Genomic DNA, 17,447 nt, shown 5'->3' with positions numbered 1-17,447 from the left:
CACCATGATGAAATCCATCGCGTACACCGGCATAGCCGCGGCTTTCACGCTGGCAGCTGCCCATGCCGCGGCGCAGCCCGCCGACACGCTGAAAAAAATCAAGGACACGGGCGCCGTCACCATGGGCGTGCGCGAAGCCTCGGGGGCCATGTCCTATACTCTGGGCGCCGGCGAGTACACGGGCTTTCATGTAGACATCTGCAAAAGGGTGATCGCGGACATCCAGAAGCAGCTGGGCCTGGCGAAGCTGGAAGTGCGCTACCAGTCCGTGACCGCGCAAAACCGGATCCCGCTGGTGCAGAACGGCACGGTCGACCTGGAATGCGGCACCACCACCAACAACGCCGCCCGCCAGAAAGACGTGGCCTTCGCGCCCACGCTCTATATAGAAGAGGTGCGCGTCGCCACCAAAACCAGGACCGGCATCACCAGCCTGTCCCAGCTTGCCAACCGCATGGTGTCCGCAACGTCCGGCGCCACGGCCGTGCAGCTCATACGCAAGCATGAACGCGCGGCCGGCGTCGACTTCAAGGAGGTCTACGGCAAGGACAACAGCGAAGGCTTTTTGCTGCTGGAGAACGACAGGGCCGACGCCTTCGTGGCGGACGGCCAGATCCTGGCCACCATGATTTCCCAGTCCAAGCAGCCCAAGAACTACGTTGTGCTCAAGGAAGTCCTGAGCGTCGAGCCGATCGCCATCATGCTGCCCAAAGACGATGCGCCTTTCAAGCGCGCGGTGGACGCCAGCATTGCCGGCATGGTGAAAAGCGGGGAGGTGGCCAAGCTGTATGACAAATGGTTTGTGCAGCCGATACCGCCCAACAAGGTTCGCGTGGGCCTGCCTGCCTCTGAGCTGACCAAGGCCGCCTGGGCCAAGCTGAGCGACAAGCCGCTGGAGGACTACGCGAAGAAGTAGATAACCGCAGATTGAAAACGAAGGGTCCGCAGCCATGGATACAAGCTATCCGCAGATTACGCAGATTTACACAGATTGAAGATAAAACATTTGCGGCCATGACTGCATCCCTCTCCACAAGGGTTTTTCGTTCCGCATTTGGTTTTATCTGCTTAAATCTGCGTAAATCTGCGGATATGAATCGTCGTCCGTAGATTGGGCGGTCACCAAACGGGAACAAAGGACATGACACATTTCAAAGAAGTCGCCCTCCAGCACGCCAGCCGCCTGGTCAACCACGGCCCCACGGTCCTGGTGACCAGTGCGCATGGCGGGGCGCGCAACGTGATGGCCGCGGCCTGGTCCATGCCCGTGGAGTTCACGCCGCCGCGCATCGCCATCGTCATCGACAAAAAAACCTACACACGTGAACTCATCACCGCCAGCGGCGGCTTCGGCGTCTGCCTTCCGGGCATGGCGCTGGCGGCCCTGACGCATGCGGTCGGCAGCGAGTCGGGCCGCACGGTCGACAAATTCGCGCACTACGGCTTGGCGCCCCGTACCGGTCCCGTCCTGGGCCTTCCCTTGCTGGAGGAAGGCTGCGCGGCATGGCTGGAATGCCGGCTGATCCGCGAGCCGCACACCGAAGACGCCTACGACACCTGTTTTGCCGAAATCGTCGCGGCCGCTGCCGATGAACGTGTGTTCCAGGCAGGGCACTGGCATTTCAACGACGGCAACACCGAACTGCAAACCATCCACCACCTGGGCGGCGGCAACTTTGTCAGGCCCGGTGGAATGTTTTATGCAGGTGATGCCGCGATGGCGAGGCCGCAGTCCGGGCCGGCCTAGCCTGCCGGGTGAGCGCCGCCCTCCGGGTCCGCGCCGCGCACCACCAGCACAGGCACGGGCGCCAGCCGCAAGATCTGTTCCGCGCCGCTGCCCAGCAGCACACGCCCCAGGCCGCGCCGGCCGTGGGAGCCGACCACCACGAGGTCGGCGCCCCAGAGCTTGGCGGCTTCGGCGACGGCTTCGCCCAGGCGCTTGCCCGGTTCCTCAAGCAGAACCTGGCTGGGCTCCACGCCGGCCGACTGGGCAATGGCCGTGGCGTCGGCCAAAACCTTGGCGCCGCTTTCGCGTGCCATGCCCACCAGGTCGCCCGACCAGGTGCCATCAGGCGCCATGCCGCCCACGTAAGCCATTTCGTTGAGGGCATGCAGCAGCCGCACGCTGGCGCTGGTCTCGCGCGCCATGCTCAGGCCGGCGACCAGGGCCTTGTTGGAGGTGTCGCTGCCGTCCACGGGGATCAGGATTCGTTTGAACATGGCCAATACCTTGGTCTGGAGTTGCGATAGTGAGAGTGTTGGCCGATTGGGGAAAGGCGCTATTGACGTGCGTCAAGCAGCGGGAGGATGAGGGCGGGTTGACCCAGTTTGGCTGGTGTCTTTGCGCTCAGCCAAGCACGGCCGACTCCAGATAGCATGGAATCCTGCATTCCCAATGCAGCTCGCGTTCGATGCGCTGGCGCATGGCGTCTGCCGCTGCCGGCTCGCCGTGGGTGATGAAGGTCTGCCTGGGCGCGGACTTGAAGCCGCGCAGCCAGCCCATGATCTCGGCGGCATCCGAATGGGCCGAGAGGTCGTCCAGCATGGCCACTTCGGCGCGCACCGGCACCTCCTGGCCATGGATGCGCACCGTGGGCGCGCCGCCGGCGATGAGCGCGCCGCGCGTGCCGCCGGGCTGGAAGCCGGCGAACACGATGGTGTTGCGCTTGTCGGGCGCGAAAGCCTTGAGGTGGTGGACCACACGCCCACCCGTGGCCATGCCGCTGGCGGCAATGATGACCATGGGGCCGTGTTTGGCATTGAGCAGGCGGGACTCCTCGGGCGACTCGACGATGTGGGCGGTATGCGCCATGGCTTCGCACTCCGCGGAGCTCAGCCGCAGTTCGGCCTTGTGCTTGAGGTAGACCTGCGTGGCCTTGGCCGCCATCGGGCTGTTGAGGTAAACAGGCAGTTTGCGCGCAATCACGCCCTGGGTCTTGAGAACCTCGATGCAGTGCAGCAGGCTTTGCGCGCGCCCCACCGCGAAGGCCGGGATCACCACCACGCCGCCGCGAGCGGCTGTGCGGTTGATGACCTGGCCCAGCGCCAGCAGGGGGTCGGAGTCCTTGTGCAGGCGATCACCGTACGTGGATTCGACCACCAGGTAATCGGCACCGTCCATCTGCGAAGGCGGTTTGAGCACCAGGTCGTTGGGCCGGCCTATGTCACCGGAAAACAGGATGGAGCGCGAACCGTTGTCCAGCCGCACAAACGACGAGCCCACCATATGGCCCGAAGGCGTCAGGCTGGCGTTCAGGCCCGGCGCCGGGTGCCAGTGTTTGCCGATGGGCACCGGGTGCAGCAGCTTGAGGCAGCGCAGCGCGTCCTCGCGCGTGTACAGCGGCAGCGCCGGCGCGTGCTTCGAAAAGCCGTGCCGGTTGGCGTATTCGGCTTCTTCTTCCTGCAGGTGGCCGGCGTCGGGCAGCAGGATGCGGCACAGGTCCGCCGTGCCCGGCGTGCAGAACACCTTGCCCTTGAAGCCCTGGCGCGCCAGCAGCGGCAGGTAGCCGCTGTGGTCGATGTGGGCATGGGTGAGGATCACCGCGTCGATGTCTGACGCAGCGACCGGCAAGGGCGACCAGTTGCGCAGGCGCAGCGGCTTGTAGCCCTGGAACAGGCCGCAATCGACCAGCACGGTGGAATCGCCGGACCGGACCAGGTATTTGGAGCCGGTCACGGTGTCGGTGGCACCCAGGAATTGGATCTTCATGGCCTCAGCTTAGGCCCGGCGTAAATCGGTGTATTTGATGTAGCGCAGACATGATGAATTTAATGTTCCGCGCAATTAAAGGCGTAAACACGGGCCTGGTATCTGGCACCTGAACCTGGTCGGTGGTTTTTTGGCAGGCCGGCATTGCGCGAGGTACGGCCCGGCTGGTCCAACTGGCGACCGATGAATCGTGGTCACCCCGCCATTGTGTCATTGGCCTGGACCTATTTGCACTTTTCGTGCATTGCCTGCGCGCGCTGGCGCATTTCCGGCGTCATTGACTTCATGTTCTCCTGCATCATCGCCTGCTGCTCTGCGGGAGGTTTGCCGCTCATCATCTTTTTTTGCATCTCGCACGTGGCTTGCATGTCCATTGCGCCCGTGTCCTGGTGAGCATGGGCGTCACTCCTTTGGGGCGCAGCACAGCCGGCCAGCACTACGGCCAGGAGCGCGGACAAAACCAACGGAACTACTCGTGAAATCGGTGTCATGGGACTTCCTTTACAGGTAACTGCGGACTCGAATGCCGGAACTCCACATTACGCGTGCGTCCAGCCAGCCAATTGACGTGGATCAAGGTGAGAGGAAGCAGATGCGCTTCGCGGGTAGCAGAAAAAAAAGTGCTTGACCTTGACCCTGTGGGAAGGTTCATAGTTGCTTCATCACTTCAAAAGGACATGCCATGCTTACCTTCCAAGTCAACGATATGACCTGCGGGCACTGCGCGAGCACCATCGCCAAGGCGGTCGCCGCAGTGGACAAGTCCGCGCGCGTTGAGGTCGACATCCCGCGAAAACGGGTGCGCGTCAGCGGCGCAGCATCAGCAGCGGATCTGACCGAGGCCATCCAGGACGCCGGGTATACGCCGCAAGAAGTCCAGGCGGAGCCTGCCGCGGCTGCCCGAACGGCAAGCGGCTGCGGTTGCGGCTGTGGTCCCCAAAAACCCGGCTCGGTTGACGCAGGTCAAGCGCCTGCATCAGCCGCCGGCTCATGCTGCCGGTAACTCAGGAGGCCACTATGGACCAGCATCACGCACGCCCTTCATTCTGGAAGACGCCCTTCGGCATCGTCTCCACCATCGTCGCCGTGGTTGCGAGTGCCTACCTATGGGTCGCGCACCGGGATCACCTGCTCGCCTTGCTGCCCTTTGCCTTGCTGGCCGCCTGCCCGCTGATGCATATGTTCATGCACCGCGGACACGGCCAGGGCGGGCATTCGCACGCCGAGAGCCAGGACAACAATGGCCCGCGCAACGGCTAAGGCGGCCGAGCTCGCTTCCGGCCTGGGCGCCGTCGTTCTGGGCGCCGGCCTGGCCTTGCTGGTGCCGGACGTCTTTCGCGGATTCACGATCCCCATCCTCGTGGCCGGGATCCTGGTACACGGGGCGGGCATGACCCTCAAGCACAGGCTGGAAACAGCCGAGCGCGAGCCGCTGCGCTGGGAGCGGGCACTCTTCTGGTTGTGCTGGCTGTGTCTGGGTGGATTGGTCGCCTGGATGCTCGTTCGGCTGTCCACGATCTGAGTCCGCTCACTCGACGTCCGGATCCAACTGAAATGAAAAAGCAGGAGTAAGCATGCAGCATCAACACTCGTCTCATGGGCATGGGCATGGACATAGTCACCCGGCGCAGGACGTAGCCACCCCGGCTCCGGTCGGCGAATACACCTGCCCGATGCATCCGCAGATCCGCCAGATGGGACCGGGCAGCTGTCCGATCTGCGGCATGGCACTCGAGCCCGTGGTGGCAAGCGGCGACACGGGCGACAGTCCCGAATTGAGGGACATGACCCGCAGGTTCTGGATTGGCCTGGTGCTCGCCTTGCCTGTTTTCGCGCTGGAAATGGGCAGCCATCTGCTCAACATCGGCCATTGGGTGCGGCCCCAGACTTCGAACTGGATACAGATGGCACTGGGTACGCCTGCCGTGCTGTGGGCGGGATGGCCTTTCTTCGTGCGGGCCTGGGCGTCGGTCCGGAACCGAAGTCTCAACATGTTCACGTTGATCGCACTCGGCACGGGGGCGGCCTGGATCTACTCGATGGTGGGCACGCTCGCGCCCGCACTGTTTCCGGCTGAACTGCGGGGCGATCATGGGGCGGTCGCCATCTACTTTGAAGCCGCCGCAGTGATCACTGTGCTGGTACTTCTCGGCCAGGTGCTTGAGCTGCGCGCCCGCGAGAAGACGTCGGGCGCCATCAAGGCCCTGTTGGACCTGGCACCCAAGACCGCGATCCGCGTCCGTGCCGATGGATCAGACGAAACGGTTCAGATCGACACAATCCAGGCCGGTGAGCGGCTACGGGTTCGTCCCGGCGAGAAGGTGCCGGTTGACGGCGAACTCATCGAGGGTAAAGGCACCGTCGACGAATCGATGGTGACCGGCGAACCCATGCCGGTATCCAAAGCGCCGGGTTCCAAAGTCACCGCCGGAACGATCAACCAGACCGGCGGCTTTGTCATGCGTGCGGAAAAGGTGGGCGCCGACACGCTGCTCTCCCAGATCGTGCACATGGTCGCGGCCGCACAGCGCAGCCGCGCGCCTATTCAGCGCATGGCCGACCAGGTCGCCGGGTGGTTCGTCCCGGCTGTGATCGCGGTGGCCTTGGCCACCTTCGCCGTGTGGCTGCTGTGGGGCCCCAGTCCCGCGCTGTCCTATGCCCTGATCACTTCCGTGGCGGTGCTTATCATCGCCTGTCCTTGTGCGCTCGGTCTCGCGACGCCCATGTCCATCATGGTGGGGGTCGGGCGCGGTGCGCAGCATGGGGTGCTGATCCGCGACGCCGAGGCGCTGGAGCGCATGGAGAAGGTCGACACCCTGGTGGTCGACAAAACCGGTACGCTGACCGAAGGCCGGCCCAAGGTTGTGCACATCGAGCCGGCGGCGGGGTTTGAACCTGACGACGTTCTCCAGAAGCTCGCGAGCGTCGAACGCGCCAGCGAACATCCGCTCGCGATGGCCGTCGTGGCCGCAGCCCAGGATCGCAAGCTGGCCTTTGCGGAGGTGACCGATTTCGACTCTCCGGTCGGCAAAGGCGTTGTCGGCCGTTTGGGCGGGGTCCAGCTTGTGAGCGGGGCGGCCAAATTCCTTGCCGAGCACCACATCGACGTGTCGCCGCTCCAGGCGGCGGCAGAGGAACAGAGGAGCCGTTCCGCCACGGTGATCTTCGTGGCGTGGGATGGCCGGCTGGCGGGCTTTGTCGCCATCGCCGATCCGATCAAGCAGACCACGCCTGCCGCCCTCCATGCGCTGCGCGAAGCGGGCGTCAGAATCGTGATGCTGACAGGCGACGGCAAAACCACTGCCCTGGCGGTGGGAAAGCAGCTCGGGATCGACGAGGTTGTGGCGGAAGTTTTCCCCGAAGACAAGGCGAAGATCGTCCAGCGCCTGCGCAGCGAGGGACGCATCGTCGCGATGGCGGGGGATGGCGTGAACGACGCGCCCGCGCTGGCCGCCGCGGAAGTCGGCATCGCCATGGGCACCGGCACGGACGTCGCCATGGAAAGCGCGGGGGTGACGCTGCTAAAGGGCGACCTCATGGGCATTGTGCGCGCGCGCCGGCTCTCGCGTGCCACCATGCGCAACATCCGCCAGAACCTTTTCCTGTCTTTTGTGTACAACGTGGCCGGAGTGCCTCTGGCTGCCGGGGTGCTCTACCCGTTTTTCGGCTGGCTGCTATCACCCGTCATCGCGGCTGCAGCCATGGCGCTCTCGTCCGTGAGCGTCATCGCCAACGCCTTGCGGTTGAGGACGGTCCGCGTGGAAGAGGACTCACGCAGCTCCGAAAAATGAGCGCCACGCCTCACCTGGACCGGCCCTCGAGGCCCGTCGCCGCCTGGGCACCCTCCTGGTCATGGTGCCCTTTTGCGCACAACCTTACCAGGAGCAGAAGCATGTCCCGGCAAGATACTCATTTTTTGGAAGCCGGAGGGGACGGCCTTGGCGTGGATCAAGGCACCAGCACGGCGGCCCCGTTGAGCCGGCCGGCCCGCAGGTCGGCCAGCGCCTCGTTGGCGTGCTCCAGTGGGTAGATGGTGGTTTCGGCGTGCAGCGGGTGCGCGGCAATGAAATGCAGGAAGCCCGCCGCATCGGCGCGTGTGAGGTTGGCGACCGACACCAGTTGCCGCTCCTCCCATAGCAACTGGTACGCAAAGGACGGAATGTCGCTCATATGGATGCCGCCGCAGACGACGCGGCCGGCCTTGCGCACCGCGCGCAGCGCCAGGGGTACCAACTCGCCCACGGGCGCGAAGATGATCGCGGCGTCCAGGCGTTCTGGCGGCGCCTCCCGTGAGCCGCCGGCCCATACTGCGCCCAGCGAGCGCGCGAAGGCCTGGGCCTGCGTATCCCCATCGCGCGTGAAGGCATAAACCTTTCGGCCCTGCCACCGCGCGACCTGCGTGATCAGATGCGCGGCGGCCCCGAAGCCGTAGAGGCCGAGCTTGTCCGCGTCGTCACCCGCCATGCGTAGCGAACGCCACCCGATCAACCCGGCGCACATCATCGGTGCCATACGGACAGGGTCCGCCGATTGCTCCAGGGGAATGCAAAAAGCGGCCTCGGCAAGCGCATGGGTCGCGAAGCCGCCGTCGCGGCCGTAACCGGTGAATGTCGCGTGGTCGCAAAGGTTTTCACGTCCCAGGCGGCAGAAGGGGCAGTCGCCGCAGGTATGCGCAAGCCAGGGCACGCCAACGCGATCACCGGTATGCAGGGTGTGCACGCCTTCGCCGAGGGATTCGACGATGCCGACGATCTCGTGGCCGGGCACCAGCGGCAGGCGCGGCAGCGCCAATTCACCGTCCACGATATGCAGGTCGGTGCGGCAGACCGCGCAGGCTTCGATGCGCAGCCGTACTTCGCCGGGCGCCGGTTCGGGAATCAGGCGTTCCTCCAGGCGCAGCGCCTGACCGGGGGTATGCAGAACCATTGCGCGCATCATGGCTTGGTTTCCTGTGGGGGCGTTTCCAGCGGAGTGCCGGTACCCGCTGGATAGCACTTTAGGCGCGCGCACGGATCACGCATTGCGCTGCGTCAAATACATGGCGAACAGTCCGCTGGCCGATTTCTTCGCATAGCACCGCGTTTTGATGCAAGTCAAAGACCGCCGCGCACAGGCCCGCAAAAATGGCGGCTACCCCAAGGAGAAGCCATGATGCGTCACCCCACCGGATTCATACACTCGACGAGCCGGCCATGCGTCCATTGAAACGCGCGACGGCCACCGCTTTCCTGCTGGCCTTTCATGGCGCACAGGCGCAGGATATGCAGGCCGGCGGCGACCTTGCCGCCGCCTTTCGCGCGGAAGTGGACCGGCGCCTGGAGGTTCCCGCCGCCGAATTCGCCGGCTACGGCAGGCTTGCCGAATCGGCATTGGCCGAAGCGGGCATCGTGTTGCAGGGGCCGCAGTACATCATGGTGGTGGACCGCCATCCCTATGTCCAGGCTTCCTTCCTGATGCTGCGGTCGGTGGTCGGCGAGTGGTCGAGCATAGGCGCAACGCCCGTCTCGACGGGTATGCCCGGCAGCTTCGACCATTTCGAGACGCCGCTGGGCGTCTTCGCGCACAGCCTGGCCAACCCTGATTTCCGCGCCGAAGGCACCTTGAACGCCAACGGCATACGCGGCTACGGGGCCAGGGGCATGCGGGTCTTCGATTTCGGCTGGCAGCGCGTGCCCAAGGGCTGGGGCGACGGCAAGGTGATGGAGATGCGCCTGCAGATGCATGCCACCGACCCGGACGTGCTGGAGCAGCGCCTGGGCAGCGCGCAGTCCAAGGGATGCATCCGCATTCCGGCCACGCTCAACACCTTCCTGGACCGCCGCGGCATCCTGGATGCCGACTACCAGCAGTCCGTGCGGGAAGGCCGGCAGCTCTGGGTGTTGCGGCCGGACCGCCAGCCGGTTCCGGAGCCGGGGCGCTACCTGGTGGTGGTCGAATCCACGCGCGAAGACAGGCCCCTCTGGAGCCCGCCGCCATTCCTGCCGCACCGCAAGGCCGCGCCCCTGCCGCACGAATAGGGCCAATACGAATCGGGAAAGCTGGGGTTGCGGCGGGTCACCCAGTTGCGCTTACGGCACGCGGGTCCGTACACGGGTTCCGTCCCGCACCTCCGCCGCCGGATAGAGCACGACTTCCTGGCCTTCGGCGAGGCCTCCCCGCAGCCATGCATCGCTGCCATTGCGTGCCTGCACGTCAATCGCCTGTACATGGGCCCGCCGGCCTTCGACGACGTAAACCGCCATCCCGCCGGCATGGGGAAACACGGCGCCCACCGGCACCATGAGCGCGCCGGAAGCGCTGGCCGTGACGATGCGCACATTGACGCGAAAGCCGTCGCCCACGGCGCGCCAGGCATCGCCCGCGTTCTGCACCTCAATCACGGCGTTGGCGCGCTGCTCCTCGATTCCCAGGGCGGACACCTTCGTGAATGCGGCCGGCTCTACCTGCCGGATGCGTCCTTCGAGCGGGGGGCCGCCCCAGCGGTCGATGATGACGCGCGCGCCCTCGCGCGCCTGGACGGCATCGGCGGTGAGAAGCTCGCTGACGACTTCGAGCTGCGTCGCATCCCCGATTTCCAGCAACGGCGTGCCGGCGGCCAGCGTCACCTCGCTGGGCTGCGCAACCCGCAAGATCCGGCCGGCGACGGGGGCCCGCAAGACTATCGGCCGACCCGCGCGCCCGGGCTCGGACGGCGCGAGCGCGGCGCGCGCGAAATCCTGCTCGTGCACGGCGGCTTCCTGCGCTGCGAGTGCGGCGTCAAGCGCGCGGCGACCCGCCGTGGCCGCCAGGCGCGCCGTATCCATGCGCGACGGCGACACGAAACCCACGGCCGCCAGTTGTTCGGTCCGCTTCAGGTCCAGCAGGCTTTCATCCAGCGCCACCGTGGCCTGGGCTGTCTGCGCTTTCGCGCGCGTGAGCGCCGCGTCCGCCGCGCCCAGGCGCGCCACGGCTTGCTGCATCGAGCGGCCGTCCACCAGGGGCGACATGACGGGGAGCAGTTCGGCCACCACATCGCCCTGGGTCACGATGTCTCCGGCGCGCAAAGTGATCCGGGTCAGCCTTGCGGCCAGCGGCGCCGAAACGGTGTAGCGGTCCTTCAGCCTGGTGCGCCCGTCTTCTTCCACCGCCTGCTCGAACAGCCCAACGCGTGTGCGCGCGGTCTCGACTTCGACAGGGCGGGGCGCGAAGGCCCATGCCAGCGCCGCCGCAAGGGAAAGCGCCACCGCCGCGTACGCCAGATATTTCCTGTGTTTCATCGGGGCCGCCCAACCGCGCCGTACCCGGCGGAAATTGCGCCCGTGAGGCGGGGCGCCGGAAGCTTGAACCCGGCCGCCGTGCGCATCACGCGGCCGGCGGGACCTTGGTGAACTTTCATGATGATTTTCTCGATGCTGGACATAAAGTCATAAGGGGCGGGTGCGGCAAGGGTAGGCGGATCTGGCGGTTCCCGGCCTGATCTGGATCAAGGCGTCAAGCATGCGTGCCGTCCTATTCCCGCGTTTTCAGCGCGGCCACCATGTCCAGCGCGTCTATGCGCCTGCGCACCACGAGCGCGCTGGCCAGGCCCGCGGCCACCACGCACAACGCGGCCCAGGCGTAGGTGCGCGGCCTGATCAGCACGGGAAAATAAAACTGGTCTGAGCGCATCAGCTCAACGATGCCATGCGTCAGGGCCCAGCCCAGCGCCATGCCGAGCGGCAAAGCGACGCCGATGCCCAGCGCAAGTTCGCCCAGCAGCAGCAGGGAGACTTCGGTGCGCGTGAAGCCCAGAACGCGCAGGCTGGCGAGTTCCCAGGTCCGCTCGGACAGCGCGATGCGCGCGTTGTTGTAGACCACGCCGACGGCGATCACGGCCGCGAAGGCCGTGAGCACGCTGCTCATGATCAGGATGTTTCGCGCCGTGACCTCGCGCATGTTGCGCAGCATCGTCGCCTTGCTGAAGGACCCGGCCACACGCGGCATGGCCTGCGTGGCCTGGAGCACCGCGGGGGCCGCCCCGCGCTCGACATACAGGCTGAACAGCGACGCGACGTCGCCTTCCCCGAGCAGCCGGTTCAGCGCGCGGCGGTCCATGTAGGCGTTCAGGCCCATCATGTCGCGCACGATGCGAGTGACTTTCACCTCGCGGACCGGTCGCCGGCCTTCCCGAACCTCCACGGTCACCGTGTCTCCCACGCGCAGGCCGAGTTTGGCCGCGAGCCGGTCGCTCATCAGCAGGCCCTCCTGCGCCGGCACCACCTCATGCTGGTCCACATTGATGACCCGGCGAAGTGAAGGCGGCTGGGCATAACCCTGGATCGAACCCGTTTCCCGGCGCTGGCCGTGCACAAAGCGCACCGCCGCGCCGCGCCCCGCCTCGACCTGAAGAACCCCCGGCACGCGCGCCAGCAGCCGCGCCGCGCCGGCATCCACCGGGTCCGTCGTCCACACGGCGACATCCGCGCGCATGGCGAGGTTGAAGGAGGTGTCGACGATCACCTCCATCGCATCGCGAAAGAAGTTTCCCATGATGACGATGGCCACGGCGGCCGCGACACCGCCCGTCGTCACCGCCGCCCGCAGCGGCCTGCGTTCGACATTGCGCAGGATCATCCGCAACGCCGGACCGGGCCGGATATGCGGCACGCGTTCGATCAGCGAACGCCGGAAGCGGCCGGGCGCCGGAGGCTGCATCGCCTCCGCCGGCGCAAGGCGGACCGTCGCGGCAATGGCGGTAAGGATGCCCAGCGCGGCCGTCACCGAGACAATGACCAGGCTGACGACGACCAGCGGGGGCTGCACGACGTGGTCAAAGCCCGGGAAATGGAAGGTCTGCATGTACAGCCCCGTCAGCATCACGCCCAGCCATTTACCCAGGGCCAGCCCGGCCAGCCAGCCGCCGCCGACCATGGGCGCCATGAGCTTGAGGTAGTGCAGCGCGATGCTGCCATTGCCGTAGCCCAGCGCCTTGAGCGCCGCGACCTGCTCGCGCTGGGTTGCCACCAGGCGCGCGGCCACCACGTGCAACAGGAATGCCGCCACGGCCAGGAAGATCAGCGGAAGCACGGTTCCCAGGATGCGCTGCTCATGAATCTCGTTGTCCAGCATGGCGTGCGAGGTCTGCTCGGCCCGCCCGTGCGCCGGCTGCCCCCCGCGGCCCGACAGCAGCGCATCCACCGCCTCGGCCACGGCGGATTCCGACGCGTGGGGCGCCAGCTTCAGCGCCACGTGATTGAAGGCCCCCTCCATGTCCATCGCGGCGGCCAGCTCGTCCTTGTCCACCCAGAACACACCGAAGGCGCGCAGGTCCGGCATGCCCCATAGCCCCGCGAAGATGTACTCGGGCGACAGCGCGATGCCGGTGATGCGGAGCACCCGCTGCTTGCCGTTGACGAGCGCCGTCACCTGTGAGCCCGGTTCCAGGTGGTGCGCCAGCGCGAACCCCCGCGAAACGGCGGCCTCGAGGGCGCCCGCGCGCGACCCCGGCTCCGGCAGCCGGCCGGCGTGCAGCGTCACGAGATTGAGCCGCGGCGGCCGGCGATGGTCCAGCCCGATCAGCTGGCCCACGACCGGCTCCGTGCTGCCGGGCACCGTGACGCGCGCGGCGGCCTCCACCGTCGCCTGGACGTCGATCACGCCCGGCAGCGCGGCCAGGCGCAGCGCCAGCTCCTGGGGGGCGCGCCGCACGACCGCAAAGACGTCGGCGAAATGGCCATCGGCATAAAAGCGCTCACGCGCGAGCGACAAGGTGTCCACCGCCGAAAGGCAGGCGACAAAGCCGCCTATGCCGCTGGCAACGACGAGCGCGATCGTCACCGCCTGGCTCCACAGCAAGCGCAGGTCCCGCAGCACTTTTCGGTCGAGCGCCTTCATGCCGTCACCATGACAGTTCCGCGGGCGTCAATTTACGCGCGGGGGTCTCGATGCCCGCGATGCGGCCGTCCACGAGCCGCACCACGCGGTCCGCCATGCCCGCGATGGCCGCGTTGTGCGTGATCACGATGGCGGTGGTTCCCAGGCCGGTGTTGATTTGCGCGATGACTTCGAGAACCAGCTTGCCGGTCGCATAGTCCAGCGCCCCGGTGGGCTCGTCGCACAGCAGCAGGCGCGGCCGCTTCGCGATGGCTCGCGCAATGGCCACCCGCTGCTGCTCGCCGCCCGAGAGCTGCGAAGGGAAGTGGTCGCGCCGGTGCGACAACGCCACCAGGGCCAGCGCTTCGTCCGCGGCCATCGGATTGGCGGCGATGTCGGTCACCAGTTCCACGTTCTCGCGTACGGTCAGGCTGGGTATGAGGTTGTAGAACTGGAAGACGAAACCTACGTGCTTGCGCCTGTACCCGGTGAGTTCCGTATCGCCGGCGTCGTTGAGCGCGTGGCCGTCGAATTCAAGCTCGCCGCTCGTGGCAACGTCCAGCCCGCCGATGATGTTGAGCAGCGTCGATTTCCCGCTGCCCGATGCGCCGAGCAGCACGATGAACTCACCGGCCTGAACCTCCAGGTTCACGTCGCGAAGTGCGTGCACGGCCGTCTCGCCCGAGCCGTAGGTCTTGCAAAGCTGGCGTACGGAGAGTACCGCTGGGCTGGACATAGGTACGGCGCCTGGTTCAAGCGCCCGCCGGGTAGCCGACGGTCTGGGACAGCAAGACCTGCTGGTCGTGCGTGAGGCCCAGCGCATCGGCGATCGCCGCGCGGTTTATCCATGCGCGTATCACCGCGCCCAGGCCGCTGCTGGCGGCGTAGAGGTAGACGTTTTGCGCCATGGCCCCGGCCGCGACATGCGCGTAGGCTTCGCGACGGCCGGCAGGGATGAAGCCCATGCGCGCATGGTCGACGACATAGACCAGGTCCAGCGGCGCATCGTCGACAAAGTCCTGGTAGCCGGTGACGCGCCTCAGGTCGGCGCCGGCGGCCAGATGCAATTCATGCCTGGCTGCGTCGTAGCGGTAGGCGCCGCCCGGCAGGGTCACAAAAATATCGATTTCATGCGTGCCCAGCGCCGAAGGCGCCGTGCGCCCGCCGTCGTCGCGGTTGACGCCGCCGGCCGCCCACAGCAGGCTGGACAGCAGTTGCAACGGCAACGCGTCCGGCTTGTAATCGCGACGGGAGCGGCGCGCGGCCAGGACCTCCATCAGCGGCAGGCCTCCCTGCCTGTCGGGCGGCGGCAGGGTGATCACGGCGGCCGCGCCGCCCAGCGCGGGCAGCGGCCGCAGCCTGCCCATCAGGCCGAGGGCGATTTTGCTCATGGTTGTCATGGGATGTCTCCTGGGGTGTTGGTGGGGTCATGGGCTTCAGCCCGGACGGATTCCTGCGTCCGCGGTCGCGCTGAGCTGGCGCACGGCGCGGGCCAGCAAAGGCGCCATGCGGATGGCGTTGGAGGGGTGGGCAACCGTGTCGCATGTCAGCACGCGTGACACGCCGCCTTCGAGCAGGCGGCGATGGGCCTGCGCGTCAAACAACGCATGCACGGCGATGCACACGGGGGCGCCCAGCCCGGCTTTGACCAGCAGGCGTGTCGCGGCGAGCATGGTTTCGCCCGTGGAAATGATGTCGTCAAGCAGCACCGGAACGCGCTCCGGCCAGCGTTCGCGGCCCGCCAACCTCACGCCCACGTCCCGGTCGCCGCGCCGCGTTTTGCGCAGCACGGTCCAGGGGGCGTTGGCCAGCCCGGCTACTTCGGCTACCCACTGCGCGCTTTCCTGGTCGGGTCCGATCAGCCAGGGTGATGCGACATGGCCGCGCAGCCAGCGGGCAATCAGCGGGGCGGCGGCAACGACCTGCGTGCGGATGGGGTAGATATCGCCCAGGCTGTGCACGCGGTGCAGGTGCGGGTCGACGGTCACCAGGAAGTCCAGCGACGCGGACAGCAGCCGCGCATAGCTGCGCGAGGTGACGGCTTCGCCGGGATGAAAGCGTTTGTCCTGCCGCATGTAGGCCAGGTAGGGCGCCACCAGGCCTACTTGTGCCGCGCCCAGTTCGCGCGCCGCGTCCGCCGCAAAAATCAGGGGCAGGGTCTTGACGTCCGGCTGGTCCAGGCTGCCGGCGAGCAAGACGCGGCATCCCTGGACCGGGGCGGCTATGCGCACGCCGGTTTCGCCGTCGGGAAAGTGGTGCAGCGCCAGCTCGCTCCAGCCGCAGCGCAGGCTGCGCGCGAGCGCCTCGGCCAGCGGCGCGCCGCCGGGCAGGGCGAGGACCAGCAGGGGGCCGCGTTTCATCGCGCGTCCTCCATCACATGCACGGCTTCGGCCTGCGTGGTGGCGTATTCCAGGGTGTAGGCCAGTTCGCCCGGTGAGGCGGCGTGCAGCGTGAACAAAGGCTGGCCGCGCTCCACGACCGCGCCCAGCTGCACATTCATGTCGATTCCGGCGCAGGCCGAGGTGGGCGCCCCCGCGAGTTTGGCGATGCGGGCCAGGCGCCGGTTGTCGATGGCGATCACGCTGCCGGCGCGCGGCGAAGGAACGGGCTGCCGGCAGGCGGCGACCGGGGGTTCGCGCAGGCCGCCCTGGGCTTCGCAAATTTCCTGGAATTTCTTCCAGGCGCGCCCGTCCTCCAGCACGGCGGTGGCCAGCGCGATGCCGCCGCCGGCCGGCGCAGCGCCGCCGAATTCAAGAATCTGCCCGGCCAGGTGCAGGGAGCGCTGCGCGAGATCAGCCGGCGCGCCGTCCTCTCGGCGCAGTACCGCCAGCACGTCGCGCGCTTCGAGGGCGGGACCGATGCCGCGGCCCACGGGCGCCACACCGTCCGTCTGTACCACGCGCATCCGCAGGCCCAGGGCCTGACCCACTTGCTCAAGTTGCCGCGCAAGCTGGTGGGCGGCATGTGCGCTGCGAACCTTGGCGGTCAGGCCGACGGGCATGTCGATCAGCACGTGCGTGGCGCCGGCCGCCGCCTTTTTTGAAAGTATCGATGCGACAAGCTGCCCCTGGCTGTCGAGGTCCAGCGGGCGCTCAACGCGAATGAGCACATCGTCGGCCGGGCTGAGCCGCACGGAGCCGCCCCAGACGATGCAGCCGCCGGTGCGCTCGACCACGCGGCGTATCTGCGCCACGTCCAGGTCTACCGGCGCCAGCGTCTCCATGGTGTCGGCCGTGCCGGCGGGCGAGGTGATGGCGCGCGACGAAGTCTTGGGCATGCGCAACCCGCAAGCCGCGATGATGGGCACGATGACCATGGTGGTCCGGTTGCCCGGCAGCCCGCCCACGCAATGCTTGTCCATGACCAGCCCTTCGCCCCACTGCATGCGCTCTCCGGCATTGACCATGGCGCGTGTGAGGGCGATGGTTTCGTCGATGTCCAGGTGATCGCCCGCGCAGGCGGTGACAAAGGCCGCAAGCTGCAGGTCCGAATAGCGGCCCGCCGCCACGTCCCCTATCACGGCATCAATGGCCGCCTGGCCCAAACGCTTTCCATAGACCTTGGCGCGCACATGGCCCAGCGATTCGAGCGGCGCGGGGTGGTGCAGCGAAACCTCGGCATCCGGCCGCGCGCCGAGAAGGCGCCACGCGGCCTCGGAAAGGCCGGCTTCATCCGGCGGCAGGAAATCGCCGCTGACCACATTGAGTGTGGCGACGATGGTGCGGCCGTCCAGCCGCAACTCCACTCGCGACTGCGCCTCAAAGCCCTCCGAGCGGCAGACGGGGCAGTCGCGGTGCATGTACAGCACCGGTTCCTGGTAGGTGTCTATGCCCAGCCTGCGCAGGCGCAAGCGATTGGCGGTAGCAGCGTGGAGCGGTTCTTGCATGGCAGTCCTTCTTGCCACTGT

At 66.9% G+C, this 17,447-nt stretch carries 17 protein-coding genes; 7 read left to right on the top strand and 10 right to left on the bottom strand.

Translation table 11 applies throughout. The features are described from left to right. Positions 1-4: 4 nt before the first annotated feature. Positions 5-916 (top strand): amino acid ABC transporter substrate-binding protein, encoded by a 912-nt coding sequence (locus tag ACSQ27_RS06890; RefSeq protein WP_436154714.1) that lies wholly within the window; start codon positions 5-7, stop codon positions 914-916. 225 nt (positions 917-1,141) lie between these two features. Beyond that, positions 1,142-1,747 carry a flavin reductase family protein gene (locus ACSQ27_RS06885; protein WP_436154713.1) on the top strand — a complete coding sequence of 202 codons (606 nt, stop codon included), beginning with the start codon at positions 1,142-1,144 and terminating at the stop codon, positions 1,745-1,747. Here ACSQ27_RS06885 and ACSQ27_RS06880 read toward each other — a convergent pair. From ACSQ27_RS06880 to ACSQ27_RS06870, 3 genes are all read right to left on the bottom strand, one after another. Then, positions 1,744-2,220, bottom strand: a complete 477-nt coding sequence (locus tag ACSQ27_RS06880; protein ID WP_436154712.1) for a universal stress protein — start codon at positions 2,218-2,220, stop codon at positions 1,744-1,746. The two genes, ACSQ27_RS06885 and ACSQ27_RS06880, sit on opposite strands and share 4 nt — an antisense overlap. A 127-nt stretch (positions 2,221-2,347) precedes the next feature. After that, entirely contained in the window at positions 2,348-3,709 is a 1,362-nt protein-coding gene (locus ACSQ27_RS06875) for an MBL fold metallo-hydrolase RNA specificity domain-containing protein (protein WP_436154711.1), read from the bottom strand. Between the two features lie 224 nt (positions 3,710-3,933). Further along, entirely contained in the window at positions 3,934-4,200 is a 267-nt protein-coding gene (locus ACSQ27_RS06870; RefSeq protein ID WP_436154710.1) for a hypothetical protein, read from the bottom strand. A gap of 191 nt (positions 4,201-4,391) precedes the next feature. On the opposite strand from ACSQ27_RS06870, the gene ACSQ27_RS06865 reads away from it, so the two are divergent. Genes ACSQ27_RS06865 through ACSQ27_RS06850 form a run of 4 tightly spaced genes read left to right on the top strand, consistent with a single transcriptional unit; the run spans position 4,392 to position 7,500 of the window. Beyond that, the gene (locus tag ACSQ27_RS06865) at positions 4,392-4,712 is read left to right on the top strand and encodes a heavy-metal-associated domain-containing protein (protein ID WP_436154709.1); all 321 of its coding nucleotides are present in this window, start codon (positions 4,392-4,394) and stop codon (positions 4,710-4,712) included. A 14-nt stretch (positions 4,713-4,726) separates the two neighbouring features. Then, complete coding sequence (locus ACSQ27_RS06860) at positions 4,727-4,969, top strand: DUF2933 domain-containing protein (protein ID WP_436154708.1); 243 nt, start codon at positions 4,727-4,729, stop codon at positions 4,967-4,969. Beyond that, positions 4,950-5,231 (top strand): hypothetical protein, encoded by a 282-nt coding sequence (locus ACSQ27_RS06855; RefSeq protein WP_436154707.1) that lies wholly within the window; start codon positions 4,950-4,952, stop codon positions 5,229-5,231. The genes ACSQ27_RS06860 and ACSQ27_RS06855 overlap by 20 nt, the downstream gene beginning before the upstream one ends. 52 nt (positions 5,232-5,283) lie before the next feature. Further along, positions 5,284-7,500, top strand: coding sequence for a copper-transporting P-type ATPase (locus tag ACSQ27_RS06850; protein WP_436154706.1), 2,217 nt, complete (start codon positions 5,284-5,286; stop codon positions 7,498-7,500). 157 nt (positions 7,501-7,657) lie between these two features. Here ACSQ27_RS06850 and ACSQ27_RS06845 read toward each other — a convergent pair whose 3' ends face one another. After that, positions 7,658-8,644: a zinc-dependent alcohol dehydrogenase family protein gene (locus ACSQ27_RS06845; RefSeq protein ID WP_436155413.1), complete on the bottom strand. Its 987-nt coding sequence runs from the start codon at positions 8,642-8,644 to the stop codon at positions 7,658-7,660. A 257-nt stretch (positions 8,645-8,901) separates the two neighbouring features. Here ACSQ27_RS06845 and ACSQ27_RS06840 point away from each other — a divergent pair, with 257 nt between their 5' ends. Further along, positions 8,902-9,726: a L,D-transpeptidase gene (locus ACSQ27_RS06840; protein WP_436154705.1), complete on the top strand. Its 825-nt coding sequence runs from the start codon at positions 8,902-8,904 to the stop codon at positions 9,724-9,726. A 51-nt stretch (positions 9,727-9,777) separates the two neighbouring features. On the opposite strand, the gene ACSQ27_RS06835 is transcribed toward ACSQ27_RS06840, so the two are convergent. The 6 genes from ACSQ27_RS06835 to ACSQ27_RS06810 all read right to left on the bottom strand — a co-directional run bounded on the left by ACSQ27_RS06835 (position 9,778) and on the right by ACSQ27_RS06810 (position 17,426). After that, positions 9,778-10,965 carry an efflux RND transporter periplasmic adaptor subunit gene (locus ACSQ27_RS06835; RefSeq protein WP_436154704.1) on the bottom strand — a complete coding sequence of 396 codons (1,188 nt, stop codon included), beginning with the start codon at positions 10,963-10,965 and terminating at the stop codon, positions 9,778-9,780. A 232-nt stretch (positions 10,966-11,197) separates the two neighbouring features. Then, a complete protein-coding gene (locus tag ACSQ27_RS06830; protein ID WP_436154703.1) occupies positions 11,198-13,561 on the bottom strand; it encodes an ABC transporter permease in 2,364 nt (787 codons plus the stop codon). 4 nt (positions 13,562-13,565) lie between these two features. Continuing rightward, positions 13,566-14,276, bottom strand: a complete 711-nt coding sequence (locus ACSQ27_RS06825; protein ID WP_436154702.1) for an ABC transporter ATP-binding protein — start codon at positions 14,274-14,276, stop codon at positions 13,566-13,568. Between the two features lie 16 nt (positions 14,277-14,292). Continuing rightward, positions 14,293-14,940 (bottom strand): SagB/ThcOx family dehydrogenase, encoded by a 648-nt coding sequence (locus ACSQ27_RS06820; RefSeq protein ID WP_436154701.1) that lies wholly within the window; start codon positions 14,938-14,940, stop codon positions 14,293-14,295. A 36-nt stretch (positions 14,941-14,976) separates the two neighbouring features. Continuing rightward, a complete protein-coding gene (locus ACSQ27_RS06815; protein ID WP_436154700.1) occupies positions 14,977-15,900 on the bottom strand; it encodes a ribose-phosphate pyrophosphokinase in 924 nt (307 codons plus the stop codon). Continuing rightward, positions 15,897-17,426, bottom strand: coding sequence for a thymidine phosphorylase family protein (locus ACSQ27_RS06810; protein WP_436154699.1), 1,530 nt, complete (start codon positions 17,424-17,426; stop codon positions 15,897-15,899). The genes ACSQ27_RS06815 and ACSQ27_RS06810 overlap by 4 nt, the downstream gene beginning before the upstream one ends. Positions 17,427-17,447 lie beyond the last annotated feature (21 nt).

The organism is Polaromonas sp. LjRoot131 (assembly GCF_964252805.1).
In the GTDB taxonomy this organism is placed as follows: domain Bacteria; phylum Pseudomonadota; class Gammaproteobacteria; order Burkholderiales; family Burkholderiaceae_C; genus Polaromonas.
This window is presented reverse-complemented; position numbering and strand designations above follow the sequence as displayed.